Source organism: Klebsiella sp. WP4-W18-ESBL-05 (assembly GCF_014169075.1).
Taxonomy (GTDB): Bacteria; Pseudomonadota; Gammaproteobacteria; order Enterobacterales; family Enterobacteriaceae; genus Kluyvera; species Kluyvera ascorbata_B.
Window position 1 is genome coordinate 1 of the sequence record NZ_AP022057.1, and the last position, 19,471, is coordinate 19,471.

Annotated in this window: 15 protein-coding genes, 1 pseudogene and 1 other annotated feature; of the genes and pseudogenes, 12 read left to right on the top strand and 4 right to left on the bottom strand. The window is 54.8% G+C overall.

All coding sequences use genetic code 11. The features are described from left to right. Nucleotides 1-208 precede the first annotated feature (208 nt). From dnaA to gyrB, 4 genes are read left to right on the top strand one after another with little or no spacing between them, the layout of a single operon-like run. Complete coding sequence (dnaA, locus tag H7R58_RS00005) at nt 209-1,606, top strand: chromosomal replication initiator protein DnaA (RefSeq protein WP_163447642.1); 1,398 nt, start codon at nt 209-211, stop codon at nt 1,604-1,606. A 4-nt stretch (nt 1,607-1,610) separates the two neighbouring features. Continuing rightward, nucleotides 1,611-2,711, top strand: coding sequence for a DNA polymerase III subunit beta (dnaN, locus tag H7R58_RS00010; protein ID WP_106930165.1), 1,101 nt, complete (start codon nt 1,611-1,613; stop codon nt 2,709-2,711). Then, a complete protein-coding gene (recF, locus tag H7R58_RS00015; RefSeq protein ID WP_106930167.1) occupies nt 2,711-3,784 on the top strand; it encodes a DNA replication/repair protein RecF in 1,074 nt (357 codons plus the stop codon). Before dnaN ends, recF begins: the two co-directional genes overlap by 1 nt. 28 nt (nt 3,785-3,812) lie before the next feature. Then, nucleotides 3,813-6,227, top strand: a complete 2,415-nt coding sequence (gyrB, locus tag H7R58_RS00020; RefSeq protein ID WP_106930169.1) for a DNA topoisomerase (ATP-hydrolyzing) subunit B — start codon at nt 3,813-3,815, stop codon at nt 6,225-6,227. A 53-nt stretch (nt 6,228-6,280) separates the two neighbouring features. On the opposite strand, the gene H7R58_RS00025 is transcribed toward gyrB, so the two are convergent. Both H7R58_RS00025 and H7R58_RS00030 read right to left on the bottom strand, forming a co-directional pair. Beyond that, nucleotides 6,281-7,573 carry an FAD-dependent oxidoreductase gene (locus H7R58_RS00025; RefSeq protein ID WP_223878964.1) on the bottom strand — a complete coding sequence of 431 codons (1,293 nt, stop codon included), beginning with the start codon at nt 7,571-7,573 and terminating at the stop codon, nt 6,281-6,283. Continuing rightward, nucleotides 7,536-9,170: a PTS transporter subunit EIIC gene (locus tag H7R58_RS00030; RefSeq protein ID WP_182929752.1), complete on the bottom strand. Its 1,635-nt coding sequence runs from the start codon at nt 9,168-9,170 to the stop codon at nt 7,536-7,538. Before H7R58_RS00030 ends, H7R58_RS00025 begins: the two co-directional genes overlap by 38 nt. A gap of 273 nt (nt 9,171-9,443) precedes the next feature. Here H7R58_RS00030 and H7R58_RS00035 point away from each other — a divergent pair, with 273 nt between their 5' ends. The 3 genes from H7R58_RS00035 to H7R58_RS00045 all read left to right on the top strand — a co-directional run bounded on the left by H7R58_RS00035 (nt 9,444) and on the right by H7R58_RS00045 (nt 12,097). Next, nucleotides 9,444-9,845 carry a YidB family protein gene (locus H7R58_RS00035; RefSeq protein WP_106930175.1) on the top strand — a complete coding sequence of 134 codons (402 nt, stop codon included), beginning with the start codon at nt 9,444-9,446 and terminating at the stop codon, nt 9,843-9,845. 121 nt (nt 9,846-9,966) lie between these two features. Then, nucleotides 9,967-10,779: a sugar-phosphatase gene (yidA, locus tag H7R58_RS00040; protein ID WP_106930177.1), complete on the top strand. Its 813-nt coding sequence runs from the start codon at nt 9,967-9,969 to the stop codon at nt 10,777-10,779. Nucleotides 10,780-10,870: 91 nt separating this feature from the next. After that, on the top strand, nt 10,871-12,097 hold the full coding sequence (locus H7R58_RS00045) for a DUF3748 domain-containing protein (protein ID WP_182929753.1): 1,227 nt from the start codon (nt 10,871-10,873) through the stop codon (nt 12,095-12,097). A 1-nt stretch (nt 12,098) separates the two neighbouring features. On the opposite strand, the gene H7R58_RS00050 is transcribed toward H7R58_RS00045, so the two are convergent. After that, the gene (locus H7R58_RS00050) at nt 12,099-12,431 is read right to left on the bottom strand and encodes a YceK/YidQ family lipoprotein (protein WP_181358042.1); all 333 of its coding nucleotides are present in this window, start codon (nt 12,429-12,431) and stop codon (nt 12,099-12,101) included. 240 nt (nt 12,432-12,671) lie between these two features. Further along, nucleotides 12,672-12,747, top strand: a sequence feature (ROSE (Repression Of Heat Shock gene Expression) occurs in the 5'-region of heat shock genes and acts as an RNA thermometer to modulate expression.). Here H7R58_RS00050 and ibpA point away from each other — a divergent pair. The 3 genes from ibpA (at nt 12,741) to H7R58_RS00065 (ending at nt 15,514) form a co-directional block, all read left to right on the top strand. Continuing rightward, nucleotides 12,741-13,154: a small heat shock chaperone IbpA gene (gene ibpA, locus H7R58_RS00055; protein ID WP_015343937.1), complete on the top strand. Its 414-nt coding sequence runs from the start codon at nt 12,741-12,743 to the stop codon at nt 13,152-13,154. Its footprint overlaps the feature before it by 7 nt. Nucleotides 13,155-13,267: 113 nt before the next feature. Beyond that, nucleotides 13,268-13,696, top strand: a complete 429-nt coding sequence (gene ibpB, locus H7R58_RS00060) for a small heat shock chaperone IbpB (RefSeq protein WP_106930181.1) — start codon at nt 13,268-13,270, stop codon at nt 13,694-13,696. A 156-nt stretch (nt 13,697-13,852) separates the two neighbouring features. Further along, entirely contained in the window at nt 13,853-15,514 is a 1,662-nt protein-coding gene (locus tag H7R58_RS00065) for a putative transporter (protein WP_106930183.1), read from the top strand. Between the two features lie 5 nt (nt 15,515-15,519). Here the strand turns inward: H7R58_RS00065 and H7R58_RS00070 are convergent. Continuing rightward, nucleotides 15,520-16,220 (bottom strand): annotated as a pseudogene (locus H7R58_RS00070) (GntR family transcriptional regulator); the annotation flags it as partial. 298 nt (nt 16,221-16,518) lie between these two features. Between H7R58_RS00070 and H7R58_RS00075 the strand changes: the two are divergent. After that, a complete protein-coding gene (locus tag H7R58_RS00075) occupies nt 16,519-18,141 on the top strand; it encodes an alpha-glucoside-specific PTS transporter subunit IIBC (protein ID WP_106930189.1) in 1,623 nt (540 codons plus the stop codon). Continuing rightward, on the top strand, nt 18,138-19,460 hold the full coding sequence (locus H7R58_RS00080) for a 6-phospho-alpha-glucosidase (RefSeq protein WP_182929754.1): 1,323 nt from the start codon (nt 18,138-18,140) through the stop codon (nt 19,458-19,460). The genes H7R58_RS00075 and H7R58_RS00080 overlap by 4 nt, the downstream gene beginning before the upstream one ends. Nucleotides 19,461-19,471 lie beyond the last annotated feature (11 nt).

The window sequence follows — 19,471 nt, forward strand, 5'->3', positions numbered from 1 at the left end:
CGTCACCCGCTTGCATCGGGTCTTTTCGACGTGTGCCAAAAATCACGAATTTTTAATCTTATACACAGCATCGTTCGGGCTGCATTTGCGCAGCGGCTGAATGAATCCCCGCCAGCATTCTGTTTTTCTGGTGGCAGGATCGTCAGAGGGTCGCCTACAGGCTTGCCTGAGGATGATGTGTATCGACTTTTTTCGAGTGGAGTCCGCCGTGTCACTTTCGCTTTGGCAGCAATGTCTTGCCCGATTGCAGGATGAGTTACCAGCCACAGAATTCAGCATGTGGATCCGCCCGTTGCAGGCGGAACTGAGCGATAACACGCTGGCCCTGTATGCGCCAAATCGTTTTGTGCTTGATTGGGTGAGAGATAAATACCTCAATAACATCAACGGCCTGTTGAATGATTTCTGCGGTGCGGATGCCCCGCAGCTGCGTTTTGAGGTGGGCACCAAGCCGGTAACCCAAACGCTAAGAGAAACGGCGAACGTCAGCGCCCCGGCGCAAACGGCACAGGTGCACGCCCCGCGCGTTGCGCCAGCCCCGCGCGCCGGCTGGGACAACGTTCCGGCACCCGCTGAGCCTTCTTACCGATCCAACGTCAACGTTAAACATACCTTTGACAACTTCGTCGAAGGTAAATCGAACCAGCTTGCCCGCGCAGCGGCACGCCAGGTGGCGGATAACCCAGGCGGTGCCTACAACCCGCTGTTCCTGTACGGCGGTACGGGTTTAGGTAAAACGCACCTGCTGCACGCGGTGGGTAACGGCATTATCGCCCGCAAACCGAACGCCAAAGTGGTGTATATGCACTCCGAGCGCTTTGTCCAGGACATGGTAAAAGCCCTGCAAAACAATGCGATCGAAGAGTTTAAACGCTATTACCGTTCCGTTGATGCGCTGCTGATCGATGACATCCAATTCTTTGCCAATAAAGAGCGTTCGCAGGAAGAGTTTTTCCACACCTTCAACGCCCTGCTGGAAGGTAATCAACAGATTATCCTCACCTCGGATCGCTATCCGAAAGAGATCAACGGCGTTGAAGATCGTCTGAAATCCCGCTTTGGCTGGGGTCTGACGGTCGCCATCGAGCCGCCTGAGCTTGAGACCCGCGTCGCTATCCTGATGAAAAAAGCTGACGAAAACGACATTCGTCTGCCCGGTGAGGTGGCGTTCTTTATCGCCAAGCGTCTACGCTCTAACGTGCGTGAGCTGGAAGGCGCACTGAACCGCGTTATCGCCAACGCCAACTTTACCGGCCGGGCGATCACCATCGATTTCGTGCGTGAAGCGCTGCGCGATCTGCTGGCGTTGCAGGAAAAGCTGGTCACCATCGACAATATTCAGAAGACGGTGGCGGAGTATTACAAGATTAAAGTGGCGGATCTGCTCTCCAAGCGACGCTCTCGCTCGGTAGCACGTCCGCGTCAGATGGCGATGGCGTTGGCGAAAGAGCTCACCAACCACAGTCTGCCGGAGATTGGCGATGCGTTTGGTGGCCGTGACCATACCACCGTGCTGCACGCCTGCCGTAAGATTGAGCAGCTGCGTGAAGAAAGCCACGATATCAAAGAAGATTTTTCCAATTTAATCAGAACACTGTCGTCGTGATCCTATGAAATTTACCGTAGAACGTGAACATTTATTAAAACCGTTACAACAGGTGAGTGGCCCGTTAGGCGGGCGTCCGACATTGCCGATTCTGGGTAACCTGCTGCTGCAGGTGGCGGACGGCACGCTGTCGCTGACCGGTACCGATTTGGAAATGGAAATGGTAGCGCGCGTGGCGCTGCTGCAGGCGCATGAACCGGGCGCGACTACCGTCCCGGCGCGTAAATTCTTCGACATCTGCCGTGGCCTGCCGGAAGGCGCGGAAATCGCCGTACAGCTGGAAGGTGACCGCATGCTGGTGCGCTCCGGCCGTAGCCGTTTCTCGCTGTCTACGCTGCCTGCCGCCGATTTCCCGAATCTCGACGACTGGCAGAGTGACGTCGAGTTCACGCTGCCGCAGGCGACGATGAAACGTCTGATTGAAGCCACCCAGTTCTCGATGGCGCATCAGGACGTCCGTTATTACTTAAACGGCATGCTGTTTGAAACCGAAGGTGAAGAGCTGCGTACCGTCGCGACCGACGGTCACCGCCTGGCGGTGTGCTCAATGCCGGTTGGGCAGTCGCTGCCGAGCCATTCGGTGATCGTACCGCGTAAAGGCGTGATTGAACTGATGCGTATGCTCGACGGCGGCGATACGCCGCTGCGCGTGCAGATCGGCAGTAACAATATCCGCGCACACGTTGGCGACTTTATCTTTACTTCCAAGCTGGTTGATGGTCGTTTCCCGGATTATCGCCGCGTATTGCCGAAGAACCCGGATAAACATCTGGAAGCCGGCTGCGATATTCTCAAGCAGGCGTTTGCTCGCGCGGCGATTCTCTCCAACGAGAAATTCCGCGGCGTGCGTCTGTACGTCAGCGAAAACCAGCTGAAAATTACCGCGAATAACCCGGAACAGGAAGAAGCGGAAGAGATCCTCGACGTGACCTACGGCGGTACGGAGATGGAAATCGGCTTTAACGTGAGCTATGTGCTGGATGTGCTGAACGCGCTGAAGTGCGAAAACGTCCGTATTCTGCTGACCGACTCCGTCTCCAGCGTACAAATTGAAGATGCGGCGTCTCAGAGTGCTGCCTATGTTGTTATGCCAATGAGACTGTAATGTCGCTCTCCCGTCTGTTGATCCGCGATTTTCGCAATATCGAAAACGCGGATCTTGCCTTATCCCCCGGCTTTAACTTCCTGGTTGGTGCCAACGGCAGCGGCAAAACCAGCGTGCTGGAGGCCATCTATACGCTCGGTCACGGCCGGGCGTTTCGCAGCTTGCAGATTGGGCGCGTCATTCGCCATGAGCAGGACGCTTTCGTGCTGCACGGCCGTTTACAGGGCGCCGAGCGTGAAACGTCCATCGGTTTGACCAAAGACAAACTGGGCGACAGCAAAGTGCGTATTGACGGCACCGACGGCCATAAGGTTGCCGAGCTGGCGCTGCTGATGCCGATGCAGCTGATTACGCCCGAGGGGTTTACTTTACTCAACGGCGGCCCCAAATACAGAAGAGCATTCCTTGATTGGGGATGCTTCCACAATGAAGCCGGATTCTTCACCGCCTGGAGTAATCTCAAGCGTTTGCTCAAGCAGCGCAACGCCGCGCTACGCCAGGTGAGCCGCTACGCGCAGCTGCGGCCGTGGGATCAGGAACTTATCCCGCTAGCCGAGCAAATCAGCCGCTGGCGGGCGGAATACAGTACCGGTATCGCTGAGGATATGGCTGATACCTGTAAACAATTTCTCCCGGAATTCTCTCTCACCTTCTCCTTCCAGCGCGGCTGGGAGAAAGAAACCGATTATGCAGAGGTGCTGGAGAGAAATTTCGAGCGCGACCGTATGCTGACCTACACGGCACACGGCCCGCACAAGGCGGACTTCCGCATTCGCGCCGACGGCGCGCCGGTGGAAGACACCTTATCGCGCGGGCAGCTAAAGCTGCTGATGTGCGCGTTACGCCTGGCGCAGGGTGAGTTTCTGACCCGCGAAAGCGGTAGACGCTGCCTGTACCTGATAGATGATTTTGCCTCGGAGCTTGATGACGCGCGGCGCGGCCTGCTGGCCAGTCGTTTAAAAGCCACGCAGTCACAGGTTTTCGTCAGCGCGATTAGCGCTGAACACGTTCTGGACATGTCCGATGAAAATTCGAAGATGTTTACCGTGGAAAAGGGTAAAATAACGGATTAACCCAAGATTAAATGAGCGAGAAACGTTGATGTCGAATTCTTATGACTCCTCCAGTATCAAAGTCCTGAAAGGGCTGGATGCGGTGCGTAAGCGCCCGGGTATGTATATCGGCGACACGGATGACGGCACCGGTCTGCACCACATGGTATTTGAGGTTGTGGATAACGCTATCGACGAAGCGCTCGCTGGTTACTGCAAAGATATCGTTGTCACCATCCACAGCGACAACTCCGTCTCCGTACAGGATGATGGCCGCGGCATCCCAACCGGTATTCACCCGGAAGAGGGCGTCTCTGCGGCGGAAGTTATCATGACCGTCCTGCACGCCGGCGGTAAATTCGATGATAACTCCTATAAAGTGTCCGGCGGTCTGCACGGCGTAGGCGTCTCCGTAGTTAACGCCCTGTCGCAGAAACTGGAGCTGGTTATCCAGCGCGATAACAAAATTCATCGTCAGATCTACGCTCACGGCGTGCCGCAGGCGCCGCTGGCCGTCACCGGTGATACCGACAAAACCGGGACGATGGTGCGTTTCTGGCCGAGCTATGAAACCTTCACCAACGTCACTGAATTTGAATACGACATTCTGGCAAAACGTCTGCGCGAGCTGTCATTCCTGAACTCCGGCGTCTCTATCCGCCTGAAAGACAAGCGCGACGGCAAAGAAGACCATTTCCACTACGAAGGCGGCATCAAGGCGTTTGTTGAGTATCTCAACAAGAACAAAACGCCGATCCACCCGAATATCTTCTACTTCTCCACCGAAAAAGACGGTATCGGCGTTGAAGTGGCGCTGCAGTGGAACGATGGCTTCCAGGAAAACATCTACTGCTTCACCAACAACATTCCGCAGCGCGATGGCGGTACCCACCTGGCGGGCTTCCGTGCGGCGATGACCCGTACCCTGAACGCCTACATGGACAAAGAAGGCTACAGCAAAAAAGCCAAAGTCAGTGCCACCGGTGACGATGCCCGTGAAGGTCTGATTGCTGTAGTGTCCGTGAAGGTGCCGGATCCGAAATTCTCCTCCCAGACCAAAGACAAGCTGGTCTCTTCTGAGGTGAAATCAGCGGTTGAACAGCAGATGAACGAACTGCTGGCCGAGTACCTGCTGGAAAACCCGTCCGACGCGAAAATCGTCGTCGGCAAGATTATCGACGCGGCGCGTGCGCGTGAAGCGGCACGTAAAGCCCGTGAAATGACCCGCCGTAAAGGCGCGCTGGACTTAGCAGGCCTGCCGGGCAAACTGGCCGACTGCCAGGAACGCGACCCGGCGCTGTCCGAACTGTACCTGGTGGAAGGGGACTCCGCGGGCGGCTCTGCGAAGCAGGGGCGTAACCGTAAGAACCAGGCGATTCTGCCGCTGAAGGGTAAAATCCTCAACGTTGAGAAAGCGCGCTTCGACAAGATGCTCTCTTCTCAGGAAGTCGCAACGCTGATTACCGCGCTGGGCTGCGGCATTGGTCGTGACGAGTACAACCCGGACAAATTGCGTTATCACAGCATCATCATCATGACCGATGCGGACGTCGACGGCTCGCACATCCGTACGCTGCTGTTGACCTTCTTCTACCGTCAGATGCCGGAAATCGTTGAACGTGGCCATGTCTATATTGCTCAGCCGCCGCTGTACAAAGTGAAAAAAGGCAAGCAGGAACAGTACATTAAAGACGACGAAGCGATGGACCAGTATCAGATCTCCATCGCCCTCGACGGCGCGACCCTGCACACCAACGCCAGTGCTCCGGCCCTGGCTGGCGAACCGCTGGAACGCCTGGTGGCCGAGTTCAACGGCACGCAGAAAATGATTAACCGCATGGAGCGTCGCTTCCCGAAAGCGCTGCTGAAAGAACTCATCTATCAGCCAACGCTGGTGGAAGCGGACCTGTCCGACGAGCAGAAAGTCACTCGCTGGGTGAACGCGCTGGTGACCGAGCTGAACGAAAAAGAGCAGCACGGCAGCCAGTGGAAGTTTGATATTCAGCACAATGCTGAACAACAGCATTTCGAGCCGATTATTCGCGTGCGTACCCACGGCGTGGATACCGACTATGTGCTGGACAGCGAGTTCGTTAACGGTGGCGAATACCGTCGTATCTTCACGCTGGGCGAGAAGCTGCGTGGCCTGGTGGAAGAAGACGCGTTCATCGAACGTGGCGAACGCCGTCAGCCGGTGACCAGCTTCGAGCAGGCGCTGGATTGGCTGGTGAAAGAGTCTCGTCGTGGCCTCGCGATTCAGCGTTATAAAGGTCTGGGCGAGATGAACCCGGATCAGCTGTGGGAAACCACCATGGACCCGGATAGCCGCCGCATGCTGCGCGTGACCGTGAAGGATGCGATTGCTGCCGACCAGCTGTTCACCACGCTGATGGGTGATGCCGTTGAACCGCGTCGTGCGTTTATCGAAGAGAACGCCCTGAAAGCGGCGAACATCGATATCTAATCACCTTATGTATGTTGCAAACGGGCGGACCGATCTCCGCCCGTTTTTTTTGCCTAATAAAACGTGACGCCCTGTTCTTTCATATGCTGATGCAGTTGCTTTGGTGGAATATTACCGACCGGACACTCTGTCTCCACCGCCAGTGCGGCGGCCACCCCAGCGGCTTGCCCCAGAGCAAAACAGGTAGGCATAACGCGGGCGGAAGAGAGTGCAACATGGCTTGCCGAGAGGATTCTTCCCGCGACCAGCAGCCGGTCGACGCCTTGTGGCACGAGGCAGCGATAGGGAATATCGTAACCATTGATTTTTCGTTCATCACAGACCTTTTCTCCCTGCGGGCTGTGAATATCAATCTCATAATTCGTTTGCGCCACCACGTCGGGAAAGCGGCGAGCATGCAGCAGGTCGTCCTCGGTAAGGGTGTAGCGCCCGCAAATACGGTGACTTTCGCGAACGCCGGTTTCAGCGGCAATATGGGAAAGAATATAGTTTTCGAAGCCGTTACGCTGGAGATAGTTAGCGACGGAGAAGACTTGTTTTATCCCTTCGGTTTCAGCATAGCTACTGTCGGCAATGGTGGCGCCGTTGCCCTTGATCCGGGTCATATTGACGATGAGCGTACCGTCGGGTTGGAGCTCCCACAGCAGACGTCGCCCCTGCGGTAGATCGGCAACTGTTTCATAGTGGTAGCAACCTTCTGGTAATATCTGCTGCACCGGTTGACCGGTATTTTGCATCTGAAACATCAGCGTCATGGGCTGAGTCAGACCATCGGATACTCTTCCCGTTTCATAAGGTACACCGGCAGAAATAGCCAGCTCCGCATTACCGGTGCAGTCGATAAACTGAGAACCTTGAATCACTTTCACACCTTCGCGTGTTTTGACCACGACGGCGGTCACTGCGCCATGGCTCACAATCGGCGTAATGAAATCGGTATGTAGCATGAGCTGGATATTTTCGCTTTCTACCATGCGATGAAGATGGTAACGCAGCAGCAGCGGGTTAAACTGAATTTTGAGTTTCTCCGGCTGGGTGTGTTGTGCCAGAAAATCGGGTCGTATGGCGGCGATAATCTCTTTATAGATCCCCGTCAGGTTGCCAACGGTCATAAAAATACTCACGTTGCCAAGTGTTGCCATACCGCCGAGCTGCCCTGAACGTTCAATCAGGATGACGCGCGCGTGACTGCGCGCCGCCGCAATCGCTGCAGCGACCCCGGCTGGCCCTCCCCCCACAACCACAACATCTGCTGTCGCATAAACGGGGGCCTGAAGCGCTATTTGCATCATTTCATTCATTTTTTGCTTACTCCACTGATTCAACGGCGCGATCGAAAGCGTCACGATATTCCCCAACGCGCATGCCAAAAATAATATGGTATTCATCGGGGGCGGGTTGGGTGACGCCTAAGGCATCACTAATGGTCTTCATTCCGGCGGCATCAACGTGCTGCGGTGCATTAATCTTTATTCGCAGACGTGAGATACAATTATTGATTTCTTTAATATTCGCTTTGCCACCGAGTTTGCGAAGGATTTCTGCGGCAACGTCATCCGTTGATTTATTTTGCCGCAGCAGTCTGGACGAGAGAATTTCTGCCGCTTTAGTCTCATCGTTATCGGCAGTGCCTTCCCGGCCTGGGGTCAGAACGTTAAATTTTTCGATATACCATTTAAAGGTGATGAGGTAGATAAAGAACAGGGCAATACCTAATAAAACAATCGGTATCCACGTTGATTTGTGCCCCTGTAAAATACCGTTAAATAATATTTCAATCAGCGTGCTGCCGCCGAGATAAGAGGCATGGGTTGCGTCAAGAATGGCAAACGATAGGCCCTGAAGGGTGCAATCAATTAAAAATAGCGGCGGGGCAAGAAACAGATACATAAAGGTGAACGGTTCCACCACGCCCGCAAACATCGCCGCCACGGCGGCAGAGATTAAGACTGTTTTTACGCGATCGCGGTCTTTGGCCGCCAGATAAATACCCAGCAACGCGCCGGGAATACCAAAGACTTTGCCCGGCGTATCTCCCTGGCCCAACCACAACCGCGTAATCTGGTGAATATTGTCATTAAAGTCTGGCGTTGCCAGCGCCGCCATGGTGATGGCCTTTGTACCCACATAGGTCTGCCCGCTAATTTCTAACGTACCGCCGACCTGCGTGTAATGCACCAGAGAGTACCAGACGTGCTGTAGCCCGGTTGGTAGCAGCAGTTTCTCAATAAATCCGAACATAAATGAACCGAATATACCGGCTTTTGCCAGCGCCGACGCCGCATAGTAAAGCCCGCCGCCGATCCACGGCCAGATAAAGGGAACGATTAATCCAATGGTCAGGCCGGCAAGGCCGCTAAGGATCGGCGGAAGATGCCGGCCCTGGTAAAAACCGAAAATCAGCGGTAGTTTACGGGCGCTATTACGGTTGGTGATAACGGCCGATAGCGCACCGATAATGATGCCGCCCAGTACACCGGTATCAACGGTCTGAATGCCAAGCACCACGTTCTGCATCGCCTGGCGCATCGCAAGCGTCTGGGAAATTGCCAGAACGTTGCTTTGCGCGTTAATGCCGACGTCGGGTTTCAGCAGCATGCCTGAGGCGCTCAGCATCAAACCGGAAAAGACGAGCATAAAAATGTAGGCAATAAGTGCCGACAGCGCTGCCGTTTCTTTTTTACCTTTTTCTGCCATTCCGATAGCAATCGCCAGACAAAAAATAAGCGGCATATAAGCAATAATCACCATGCCTGTTTGGGTGAGTAAATTCGCCAGAAATACGACAGGAGTGGACTGCAGTGCCGGAATGTCGTTGATGAAATGTGGGTTTTTTAGAACAGCGCCAATCGAAAGGAGTAAAGCAAAACAGCTCATCACTGCGACGGCAGGAATAAACGAGCGGCCAAGAGAAGAGAAGTAATCCTGTATTTTAGCTCTCATGAATATATCCGTTATTAAAATTATGAATATTAATTGTGGTAATTATATTTATCTCTTATGTATTCTTTTCGTGAGTTTTGCGCAGGTGCTAATATTATTAGTGGAGAATAACAGCATCGGTTTAAATACAAATGGGAACGTTCCCCTTTTTCGTTCGTGATCACAATTTATATCGAATGGTTGAACCGCCATCGAAACCGCAGTAGAGCGGTATTCCTGCGGCGTATCTATACTTCAAACAGCGTTATGATTGATTGCTATGAGGAGTGAAAAATGGGGCTTTTTGATGATGTAGTCGGCTCGCTGCTTAGCGGTGATGCGGGGAAATACCAAGCAATCCTGAGTTGGGTAAATGAGCAGGGCGGCATTCAGGCGCTACTGGAGAAGCTGCAAAGCGGCGGGCTCAGTGACATTGTGTCATCCTGGATCAGTAACCAACAAAGTAACCAATCCATTAGCAGCGACCAGGTCGTCTCGGCGCTGGGCGCACCTGCGGTGTCGGATCTGGGGGAAAAGCTCGGGACCGATGCCAGCTCCGCTTCAACGATGCTGGCGGAATATTTGCCGAAAATTGTTGATGCACTTTCACCACAGGGTGAAGTTGACCCGCAGGCGCACAGCGACCTTCTGTCGGCCGGTATGAACCTGCTGAAGGGCGGCAAACTCTTTGGTTGAGCAGCTAACAAAAGGGGAGCATGCATAACGCGTTGTATCCCCCTTTTCGGCACCCTTTAGTGCTGTTTTTTGAGCTAAACCGAGTTAGCATGAGGACAGGCTCATTTTACCTGGGGATCTCATGGCTATTAAACTGATTGCAATCGACATGGACGGAACGTTGCTGTTGCCGGACCACACTATCTCTCCTGCGGTGAAAAACGCCCTCGCGGCGGCACGCGCAAAAGGGGTTAACGTGGTGCTGACCACCGGGCGTCCCTATGCCGGCGTGCACAGCTATCTGAAAGAGCTGGGCATGAACGAGCCGGGAGATTACTGCATTACCTATAACGGCGCGCTGGTGCAGAAAGCGGGCGACGGCAGTACGGTGGCGCAAACGGCGCTGAAGTATGAAGACTACCGCTTCCTGGAAGAACTTTCTCGCAAGGTCGGCTCCCACTTCCACGCGCTGGATCGCAACACGCTTTATACCGCTAACCGTGATATCAGCTACTACACCGTGCATGAATCCTTTGTCGCCACGATTCCGCTGGTGTTCTGCGAAGCCGAGAAGATGGACCCCTCGATTGAGTTCCTGAAGGTGATGATGATCGACGAACCGGCCATCCTCGACAAAGCGATTGCCCGTATTCCGGCGGAAGTGAAAGAAAAATACACGGTGCTGAAAAGCTCACCATACTTCCTCGAAATCCTCGATAAGCGCGTTAACAAAGGCACCGGCGTGAAGTCGCTGGCCGACGTGTTGGGCATCAAGCCAGAAGAAATTATGGCCATTGGCGACCAGGAGAACGACATCGCGATGATTGAGTTCGCCGGCGTCGGCGTGGCGATGGATAACGCTATTCCGGCGGTGAAAGAAGCGGCAAACTTTATCACCAAATCCAATCTGGAAGACGGCGTCGCCTGGGCGATAGAGAAATACGTGCTTAGCTAAGACTGCCCTCTTTAGCACTTCCGCTAAAGGCTTGTGGGATAAGCCTTTAGCGTGGTAAAACCAGGCGGTATCTTTCTATCCGGACACCGCCATGAAACAAGTCACCTTTGCGCCGCACCATCATCAGTTAACCAACACCCGTACGTGGACGCCAGACAGCCAGTGGCTGGTCTACGATGTGCGCCCGTCCGGAGCCTCGTTTACTGGTGAAACCATCGAGCGCGTGAACGTCCATAGCGGCGAGGTCGAGGTGATTTATCGGGCGAGTGCAGGCGCCCATGTTGGTGTCGTGACGGTACACCCCCGCGATGAACAATACGTCTTCATCCACGGCCCGGAAAACCCGGACGCCAACTGGCAATATGACTTCCACCATCGCCGCGGCGTGGTGGCGGCGCGCGGTGATACCCACAATCTCGATGCCATGGACATTACCGCGCCCTTCACGCCCGGCGCGCTGCGCGGCGGTAGTCACGTTCACGTCTATAGCCCCTGCGGGCAGTTCGTCAGCTTTACCTATAACGACCACGTGATGCACGAATACGATCCGGTACGTGATCAGCGCAACGTCGGCGTGGCCGTACCTTACGGCCCGGTCGCACCGCGCGGCCAGCACCCGCGCGAATACGGCGGTAGCCACTGGTGCGTGCTGGTCAGCCAGACCACCGTTGATCCACGGCCCGGTAGCGATGAGATTAACCGCGCCTATGAAGAGGGCTGGGTGGGTTCGCGAGCGCTGGCGTTTATTGGTGATACCGTCTCGCAAACCGGTGACAAAGTGCCGGAACTGTTCCTGGTTGAACTGCCGCACGACGAGCGTGGCTGGAAACAGGCCGGCGACAGACCATTGCAGGGCACGGCAACCACGCTTCCCGCGCCGCCTGCGGGCGTACGCCAACGGCGTTTAACCTTTACCCATCAGCGTGCATTTCCCGGGTTGGTGAACGTGCCGCGCCACTGGGTACGCAGTAACCCACAGGGCACGCAAATTGCCTTCCTGATGCGTGATGATAAAGGCATCGTGCAGCTGTGGCTGATATCGCCGCAAGGCGGAGCACCGCTGCAGCTCACGCACAACGCTTCAGATATTCAGTCGGCCTTTAACTGGCACCCATCTGGAAACGGACTCGGTGTGGTCCTGGACGGGCGTATTGCCTGGTGTGACGCCACGAGCGGTGACATGATTTTTTTAACCACAGGACACGCGAATCCGCCGTCAGCGGATGCGGTGGTCTTTTCGCCCGATGGGCGATGGATTGCCTGGATGGAAGATACGGCTGGCTTCCGCCAGCTGTGGGTCACCGAGATCGGCGACTAAGTTATTGAGCGGGCATCGGGGCCGGTGGGATCACCGAATTGGTGGCCAGCGTCTCTTGCTCGCTTTTTTCAACCCGTGAACGGACCGAGCTGTCCTTACGGAAGAAGTCCCACGGAAGCAGCACGGTATCCATGACCGCCGTAAACGGCATATCCAGGGCAACCAGCGATTTGGTGGCCCAGCCGTTTTCACCGTCGCTCAGCATTTCTGCGCTGGCGCGCGTACCGGGATAGGTACCGTCTTTGCCGCCGGTGTGCGACATGACGCTGGAACATCCTACTGACAAGAGGATCCCCCCAACCAGCGTCGTTTTAATCAGCAGATTTTTCATCATGAGCTCTTCATTGTTATGAGCATAAAAAAGCTCGTCCTCCGGGTTATAGCCATCCGTTGCCAAAATAGAAAGCCCAGGCTCACCGCTCTGTGGCGGCTGTCGCAATTTAGCCTTTCGTGCTATCACCCAGTGTAAGCCTTATCGGGGAAAGTGCAAAAAAAGTCGGCCAGAAGGTCTTGAAAAAGATCTTTCCCCCCTCATTTTATAGGTGTAGCCGAAGAGAACATGCCTGCGGGGTGTTCTGGCTTCATGGCCTGTCCACGATGGAAGGTCGATAATTTCTCGCTGATTTCCAGGAGCTATTTGATTATGCGTAACTTTGACTTATCCCCGTTATACCGTTCTGCCATTGGTTTTGACCGTCTGTTCAACCTGTTAGAAAACAATCAAACACAAAGCAACGGTGGCTATCCTCCGTACAACGTTGAGCTGGTTGATGAAAACCATTATCGCATCGCGATTGCCGTGGCGGGTTTTGCGGAAAGCGAGCTGGAAATTACCGCGCAGGACAACATGCTGGTGGTAAAAGGCGCGCATGCTGCGGAACAGAAAGAACGTACCTATCTCTACCAGGGCATTGCCGAGCGCAACTTTGAACGCAAATTCCAGTTAGCGGAAAACATCCACGTTCGCGGCGCCAACCTGGTTAACGGCCTGCTGTATATCGAACTGGAACGCGTGATTCCGGAAGCGAATAAACCGCGCCGTATCGAAATTAATTAATTCTGCCGGGCCGTGCCTGCGGCCCCGTTAATCACCCGGCTTGCCGTCAGGGAGCCAGATGCGAATCCTCAGGATTTGCAGGTACTTACTCGCTTCTTAGAAGGAGAAACACAATGCGTAACTACGATTTATCCCCTCTGCTGCGTCAATGGATCGGCTTTGACAAACTGGCGAACGCGCTGCAAACCAGCAGTGAAGGCCAGAGCTTCCCGCCGTATAACATCGAAAAAAGTGACGATAACCACTACCGCATTACGCTGGCGCTGGCGGGGTTCCGTCAGGAAGATCTGGACGTGCAGCTGGAAGGCACCCGCCTGACCGTGAAGGGCACGCCGCAGCCGCAGGAGAAAGAGACCAAATGGCTGCACCAGGGGCTGGTGACCCAGGCCTTTAGCCTGAGCTTTACGCTGGCCGAAAATATGGAAGTCTCCGGAGCAACCTTCACTAACGGCCTGCTGCATATTGATTTAACCCGCAATGAGCCGGAAGCCATTGCCCCACAGCGTATCGCAATTAGCGAGCGCCCTGCGCTGAATAGCTAACCCGATTTGCCCAATTAGCCCCGAGTCATCGGGGCTTTTTTTTATCCCGTTTCCCCGCGGTAATCCGCCTATTATTGTGCGCAGTCCTGCATACAACCCGCCCTCCTTCGGCCATAATCCTCATTGTTATTAATGTTATTCACAGGGAATAAGACGATGAGTGATATAGCATTGACGGTCAGCGTGTTGGCGCTGGTGGCGGTAGTCGGGCTGTGGATCGGCAATATCAAGATTCGCGGCATTGGTTTTGGTATCGGCGGGGTGCTGTTCGGCGGCATTATCGTCGGTCACTTTGTCGATCAGGCAGGGATTACCCTGAGCAGCCCGATGCTGCATTTCATTCAGGAGTTTGGCCTGATCCTGTTCGTTTATACCATTGGTATTCAGGTCGGGCCGGGCTTTTTTGCTTCGCTGCGCGTTTCGGGGCTACGGCTGAACCTGTTCGCTATTCTGATCGTTATCCTCGGCGGTCTGGTGACCACGCTGCTGCATAAAATCTTTGCTATTCCGCTACCGGTGGTGCTTGGTATCTTCTCCGGTGCCGTCACTAACACCCCTGCGCTGGGTGCTGGTCAGCAAATACTGCGCGATCTCGGCGAACCGTTCAGCGTTGTGGACCAGATGGGCATGAGCTACGCGATGGCTTATCCGTTTGGGATTTGCGGCATTTTGCTGACCATGTGGCTGGTGCGCCTGTTTTTCCGTATTAACGTTGAGAAAGAGGCCCAGCGGTTTGATGAGCAGGCCGGCTCCGGCCATTCGCACCTCAAGACCATCAACATTCGCGTGGAAAACCCGAACCTGAACCGCATGGCGATTCAGGATGTCCCGGTGATTAACAGCGATAAAATTATCTGCTCGCGCCTCAAACGCGGTGACACGCTGATGGTACCGTCGCCGACCACGGTGATTGAAACCGGCGATTTGCTGCATCTGGTGGGGGAAGCCGCCGATTTGCACAATGCGCAGTTAGTGATTGGTAAAGAGGTAGAAACCTCGCTCTCCACGCGTGGGACGGACCTGAAAGTTGAAAGGGTTGTCGTCACCAATGAGAAGGTGTTAGGAAAGAAAATCCGCGATTTGCACTATAAACAGCGCTATGACGTGGTGATCTCTCGTCTTAACCGCGCGGGGGTAGAGCTGGTGGCCAGCAGCAATGCCAGCCTGCAGTTCGGCGATATTCTCAATCTGGTTGGCCGCCCGGCGGCGATTGACGCGGTGGCGTCGGACCTCGGTAACGCACAGCAAAAATTGCAGCAGGTGCAAATGCTGCCGGTCTTTATCGGTATTGGTCTGGGCGTGCTGCTGGGCTCGGTCCCGCTGTTTATCCCGGGATTCCCGGTTGCGCTGAAGCTGGGTCTGGCGGGCGGGCCGCTTATCATGGCGCTGATCCTCGGGCGTATTGGCAGCATCGGTAAGCTGTACTGGTTTATGCCGCCCAGCGCTAACCTGGCACTGCGCGAGCTGGGGATCGTGCTGTTTCTGTCGGTGGTGGGGCTGAAGTCTGGCGGTGATTTTGTCGAGACGCTGGTTAACGGCGAGGGGCTCAGCTGGATTGGCTACGGCATCTTTATTACCGGGATTCCGCTGCTGACGGTGGGGATTCTGGCGCGAATTTTCGCCGGGATGAACTATCTGACGCTGTGCGGCATGCTGGCTGGCTCTATGACCGATCCGCCAGCGTTGGCCTTTGCCAACAACCTGCATGCCACCAGCGGCGCGGCGGCGTTGTCCTACGCGACGGTTTATCCGCTGGTGATGTTCCTGCGTATTATCACGCCGCAGCTGCTGGCTGTGCTCTTCTGGGGGATGGGCTAGGATGTCTGGACGCGCCTCAGGTGATAATCCACCTGGTATTCACTGGCGTTACGGAACATCACCGAGTAGTTAAGAAATTCGCCGCTGTCGCTGTAAGACAAGGAGGTAATACGCAGCAGCGGCGTTTGTTCCGGTACGTTCATCGACTGCGCCAGCTGCTTGTCTGCCAGCACCGGCGTCAGGCTTTCATAGTTACCGCTGATGGTTATACCGCACTCTTTTTCGATGTAATCGAATTTTGACCCTTCAAGGTGGACCAGCGACAGGTTGCGAAACAGTTTGACTGGCATATAGCTGTCTTCCAGCATCAACGGCTTACCGTCGACATAGCGCACGCGCCGGGAAAAATAGATCCGCTCATTAATCTGAATACGCAGCTGGCTGGCAATCGCGGGCGGCGCTGGCATCATTTCGAAGATTAATACTTTACTGACCACCTCTTTTCCCTGCTTGCGCAGCACTTCAGCCAGGCCGGTTAGGTTGGTTGTTTCATGATGAATATCTTTGTGGGCAACGTAGGTGCCGCTGCCGTGTCGCCGCACGACCAGCCCCCATTCAACCAGCAGGTCGATGGCTTTGCGGATGGTCATCCGCGCCACGCCAAACTCATCCGCCAGCTTTTTCTCCCCGGCAGCGGGCTACCGATGTTGAAATCGGAAGAGTTGAGCCGCAGACGCAGCCTTTCTGCAATAGATTTATAGATCACAAGTAGACCTCTATCGTCCGCATCTGGATGAATATTGAACCAGCGTTTCTTATTAAAAAGTAGCTTATTACATACAGCTAACGTGAATTCAAAGCACGAGGAAAAATTACGCTGATTAAGTTGTCTATTTTTATTAAAAAAATTAGACAACATTGCGTTAATTAAAACCATGAAAGCGATCACGAATCGTCGCGGCGTTGCATGTTGTTGGGCAAGCAAATTCCTATCCTCGTATCAGGCCAGAGATCAACATGAATAAGGCCACTTACCCTACGAGTTGTTATATGAGGATTCCCAAATGCTCAGTCAAATACAACGCTTTGGCGGCGCCATGTTCACCCCGGTTTTATTGTTTCCGTTTGCGGGGATTGTGGTGGGTATCGCCATTATGCTGCGCAACCCGCTGTTTGTTGGCGAAGCGCTGACCGCACCTGATAGCCTGTTTGCGCAGATTGTTCACATTATCGAAGAAGGCGGCTGGACGGTGTTCCGCAACATGCCGCTGATTTTTGCCGTCGGTTTGCCAATCGGTTTGGCAAAACAGGCGCAGGGGCGTGCGTGCCTTGCCGTTCTGGTGAGCTTCCTGACCTGGAACTACTTTATTAACGCCATGGGCATGACCTGGGGCCACTTCTTTGGCGTTGATTTCAGCGTCGATCCCACTGCCGGCAGCGGTTTAACGATGATAGCCGGTATTAAAACGCTCGATACCAGCATTATCGGGGCGATCGTGATTTCCGGCATCGTGACCGCGCTGCATAACCGCTACTTCGATAAACCGCTGCCGGTATTCCTCGGGATTTTCCAGGGATCGTCCTTTGTGGTGATTGTCGCGTTCCTGGTCATGATCCCCTGCGCATGGCTGACGCTGCTTGGCTGGCCTAAAGTCCAGATGGGTATTGAGTCGCTACAGGCCTTCCTGCGCGGCGCCGGGGCGCTGGGAGTATGGGTTTACACCTTCCTTGAACGCATCCTGATCCCAACGGGCTTACACCACTTCGTTTACGGTCCCTTTATTTTCGGCCCTGCGGCGGTAGAAGGGGGCATTCAGGTTTACTGGGCGGAGCATCTGCAGGCGTTTAGCCAGAGCACTGAGCCGCTGAAAGCGCTGTTCCCGGAAGGAGGCTTTGCGCTGCACGGTAACTCGAAAGTGTTTGGCTCTGTCGGTATCGCGCTGGCGCTGTACTTCACCGCTTCGCCGGAGAACCGTGTAAAAGTCGCTGGCCTGCTGATCCCGGCCACGCTTACGGCGATGCTGGTGGGGATTACCGAGCCGCTGGAATTCACCTTCCTGTTTATTTCCCCGCTGCTGTTCGCCATTCATGCGGTGCTGGCGGCCACCATGGCGACCGTGATGTATATCTGTGGCGTCGTCGGGAATTTCGGTGGCGGCCTGTTGGATCAGTTCCTGCCGCAGAACTGGATACCGATGTTCCATAACCATGCCGCAATGATGTTTACCCAAATCGGCATCGGCGTTTGCTTTACCGCCCTCTATTTCGTGGTGTTTCGCACGCTGATCCTGCGTTTTAACCTCAAAACGCCGGGTCGCGAAGATAGCGAAGTCAAACTCTACAGTAAGGCCGACTATCAGGCCGCACGCGGTAAAACCTCTGCCGCAGGGGCGCCAGCCGGTCAGCAGGGCCAGGCGGTCGGTATTCTCCAGGCGTTGGGCGGTACTGCCAATATCGAGAGCATCAATAACTGTGCTACCCGATTGCGCATTGCGCTGGTCGATATGGCGAAAACACAAAGCGACGACGTCTTTAAAGCACTTGGCGCACACGGCGTCGTGCGCCGCGGAAACGGTATTCAGGTGATTGTTGGCCTGCATGTCCCGCAGGTACGCGATCAGCTGGAACGCCTGATGAAAGATTCTCTACAGACCGAACATCCCACCATGACGGAGGCAGTATCATGAAAAAATTCTCAGTTGTTATCGCAGGCGGCGGCAGTACTTTTACACCCGGCATCGTGCTGATGCTGTTGGCAAACCAGGATCGTTTCCCGCTGCGGTCGCTGAAATTTTACGATAACGACGGCGCGCGTCAGGAGACAATCGCCGAAGCCTGTAAGGTTATCCTCAAAGAGCAGGCGCCGGAGATCGCGTTCAGCTACACCACTGACCCGAAGGAAGCCTTCACCGACGTGGATTTTGTGATGGCGCATATTCGCGTGGGTAAATACCCGATGCGTGAAAAAGACGAAAAAATCCCGCTGCGTCACGGGGTTCTGGGCCAGGAAACCTGCGGGCCGGGCGGAATTGCCTACGGTATGCGTTCTATCGGCGGCGTGCTGGAACTGGTGGATTACATGGAAAAATACTCGCCTGACGCCTGGATGCTGAACTACTCCAACCCGGCGGCAATCGTGGCGGAAGCCACCCGTCGCCTGCGTCCGAACGCGAAAATTCTCAACATCTGCGATATGCCGATTGGTATCGAAGGCCGGATGGCGCAGATCGTCGGCCTGAAGGACCGCAAGCAGATGCGCGTGCGCTACTACGGCCTGAACCACTTTGGCTGGTGGACATCGATTGAAGACCTTGAAGGGAACGATCTGATGCCAAAACTGCGCGAACATGTGGCGAAATACGGCTATGTTCCCCCTTCTAACGACCCGCATACTGAAGCAAGCTGGAACGACACCTTCGCGAAGGCGAAAGATGTGCAGGCGCTGGATCCGGACACCATGCCGAACACTTACCTGAAATACTATCTGTTCCCGGACTACGTTGTGGCGCACTCTAACCCGGAACGTACCCGCGCTAACGAGGTGATGGATCACCGCGAGAAGAACGTTTTCAGCGCCTGCCGGGCGATTATTGCCGCCGGAAAATCATCGGCTGGCGACCTCGAAATTGATGAGCACGCGTCCTACATTGTCGATCTGGCGACGGCCATTGCCTTCAACACGCAGGAACGAATGCTGCTGATTGTGCCGAACAACGGCGCGATTCATAACTTCGACGCCGATGCGATGGTGGAGATTCCCTGTCTGGTGGGCCATAACGGGCCGGAGCCGCTGACGGTGGGCGATATTCCGAACTTCCAGAAAGGGATGATGAGCCAGCAGGTGGCGGTGGAAAAACTGGTGGTGGATGCCTGGGAACATCGTTCTTACCATAAACTGTGGCAGGCCATTACGCTGTCGAAAACCGTGCCAAGCGCATCGGTAGCGAAGGCGATTCTGGATGATTTAATTGCGGCGAATAAGGATTATTGGCCTGAGCTGCATTGATAAAAATGCCC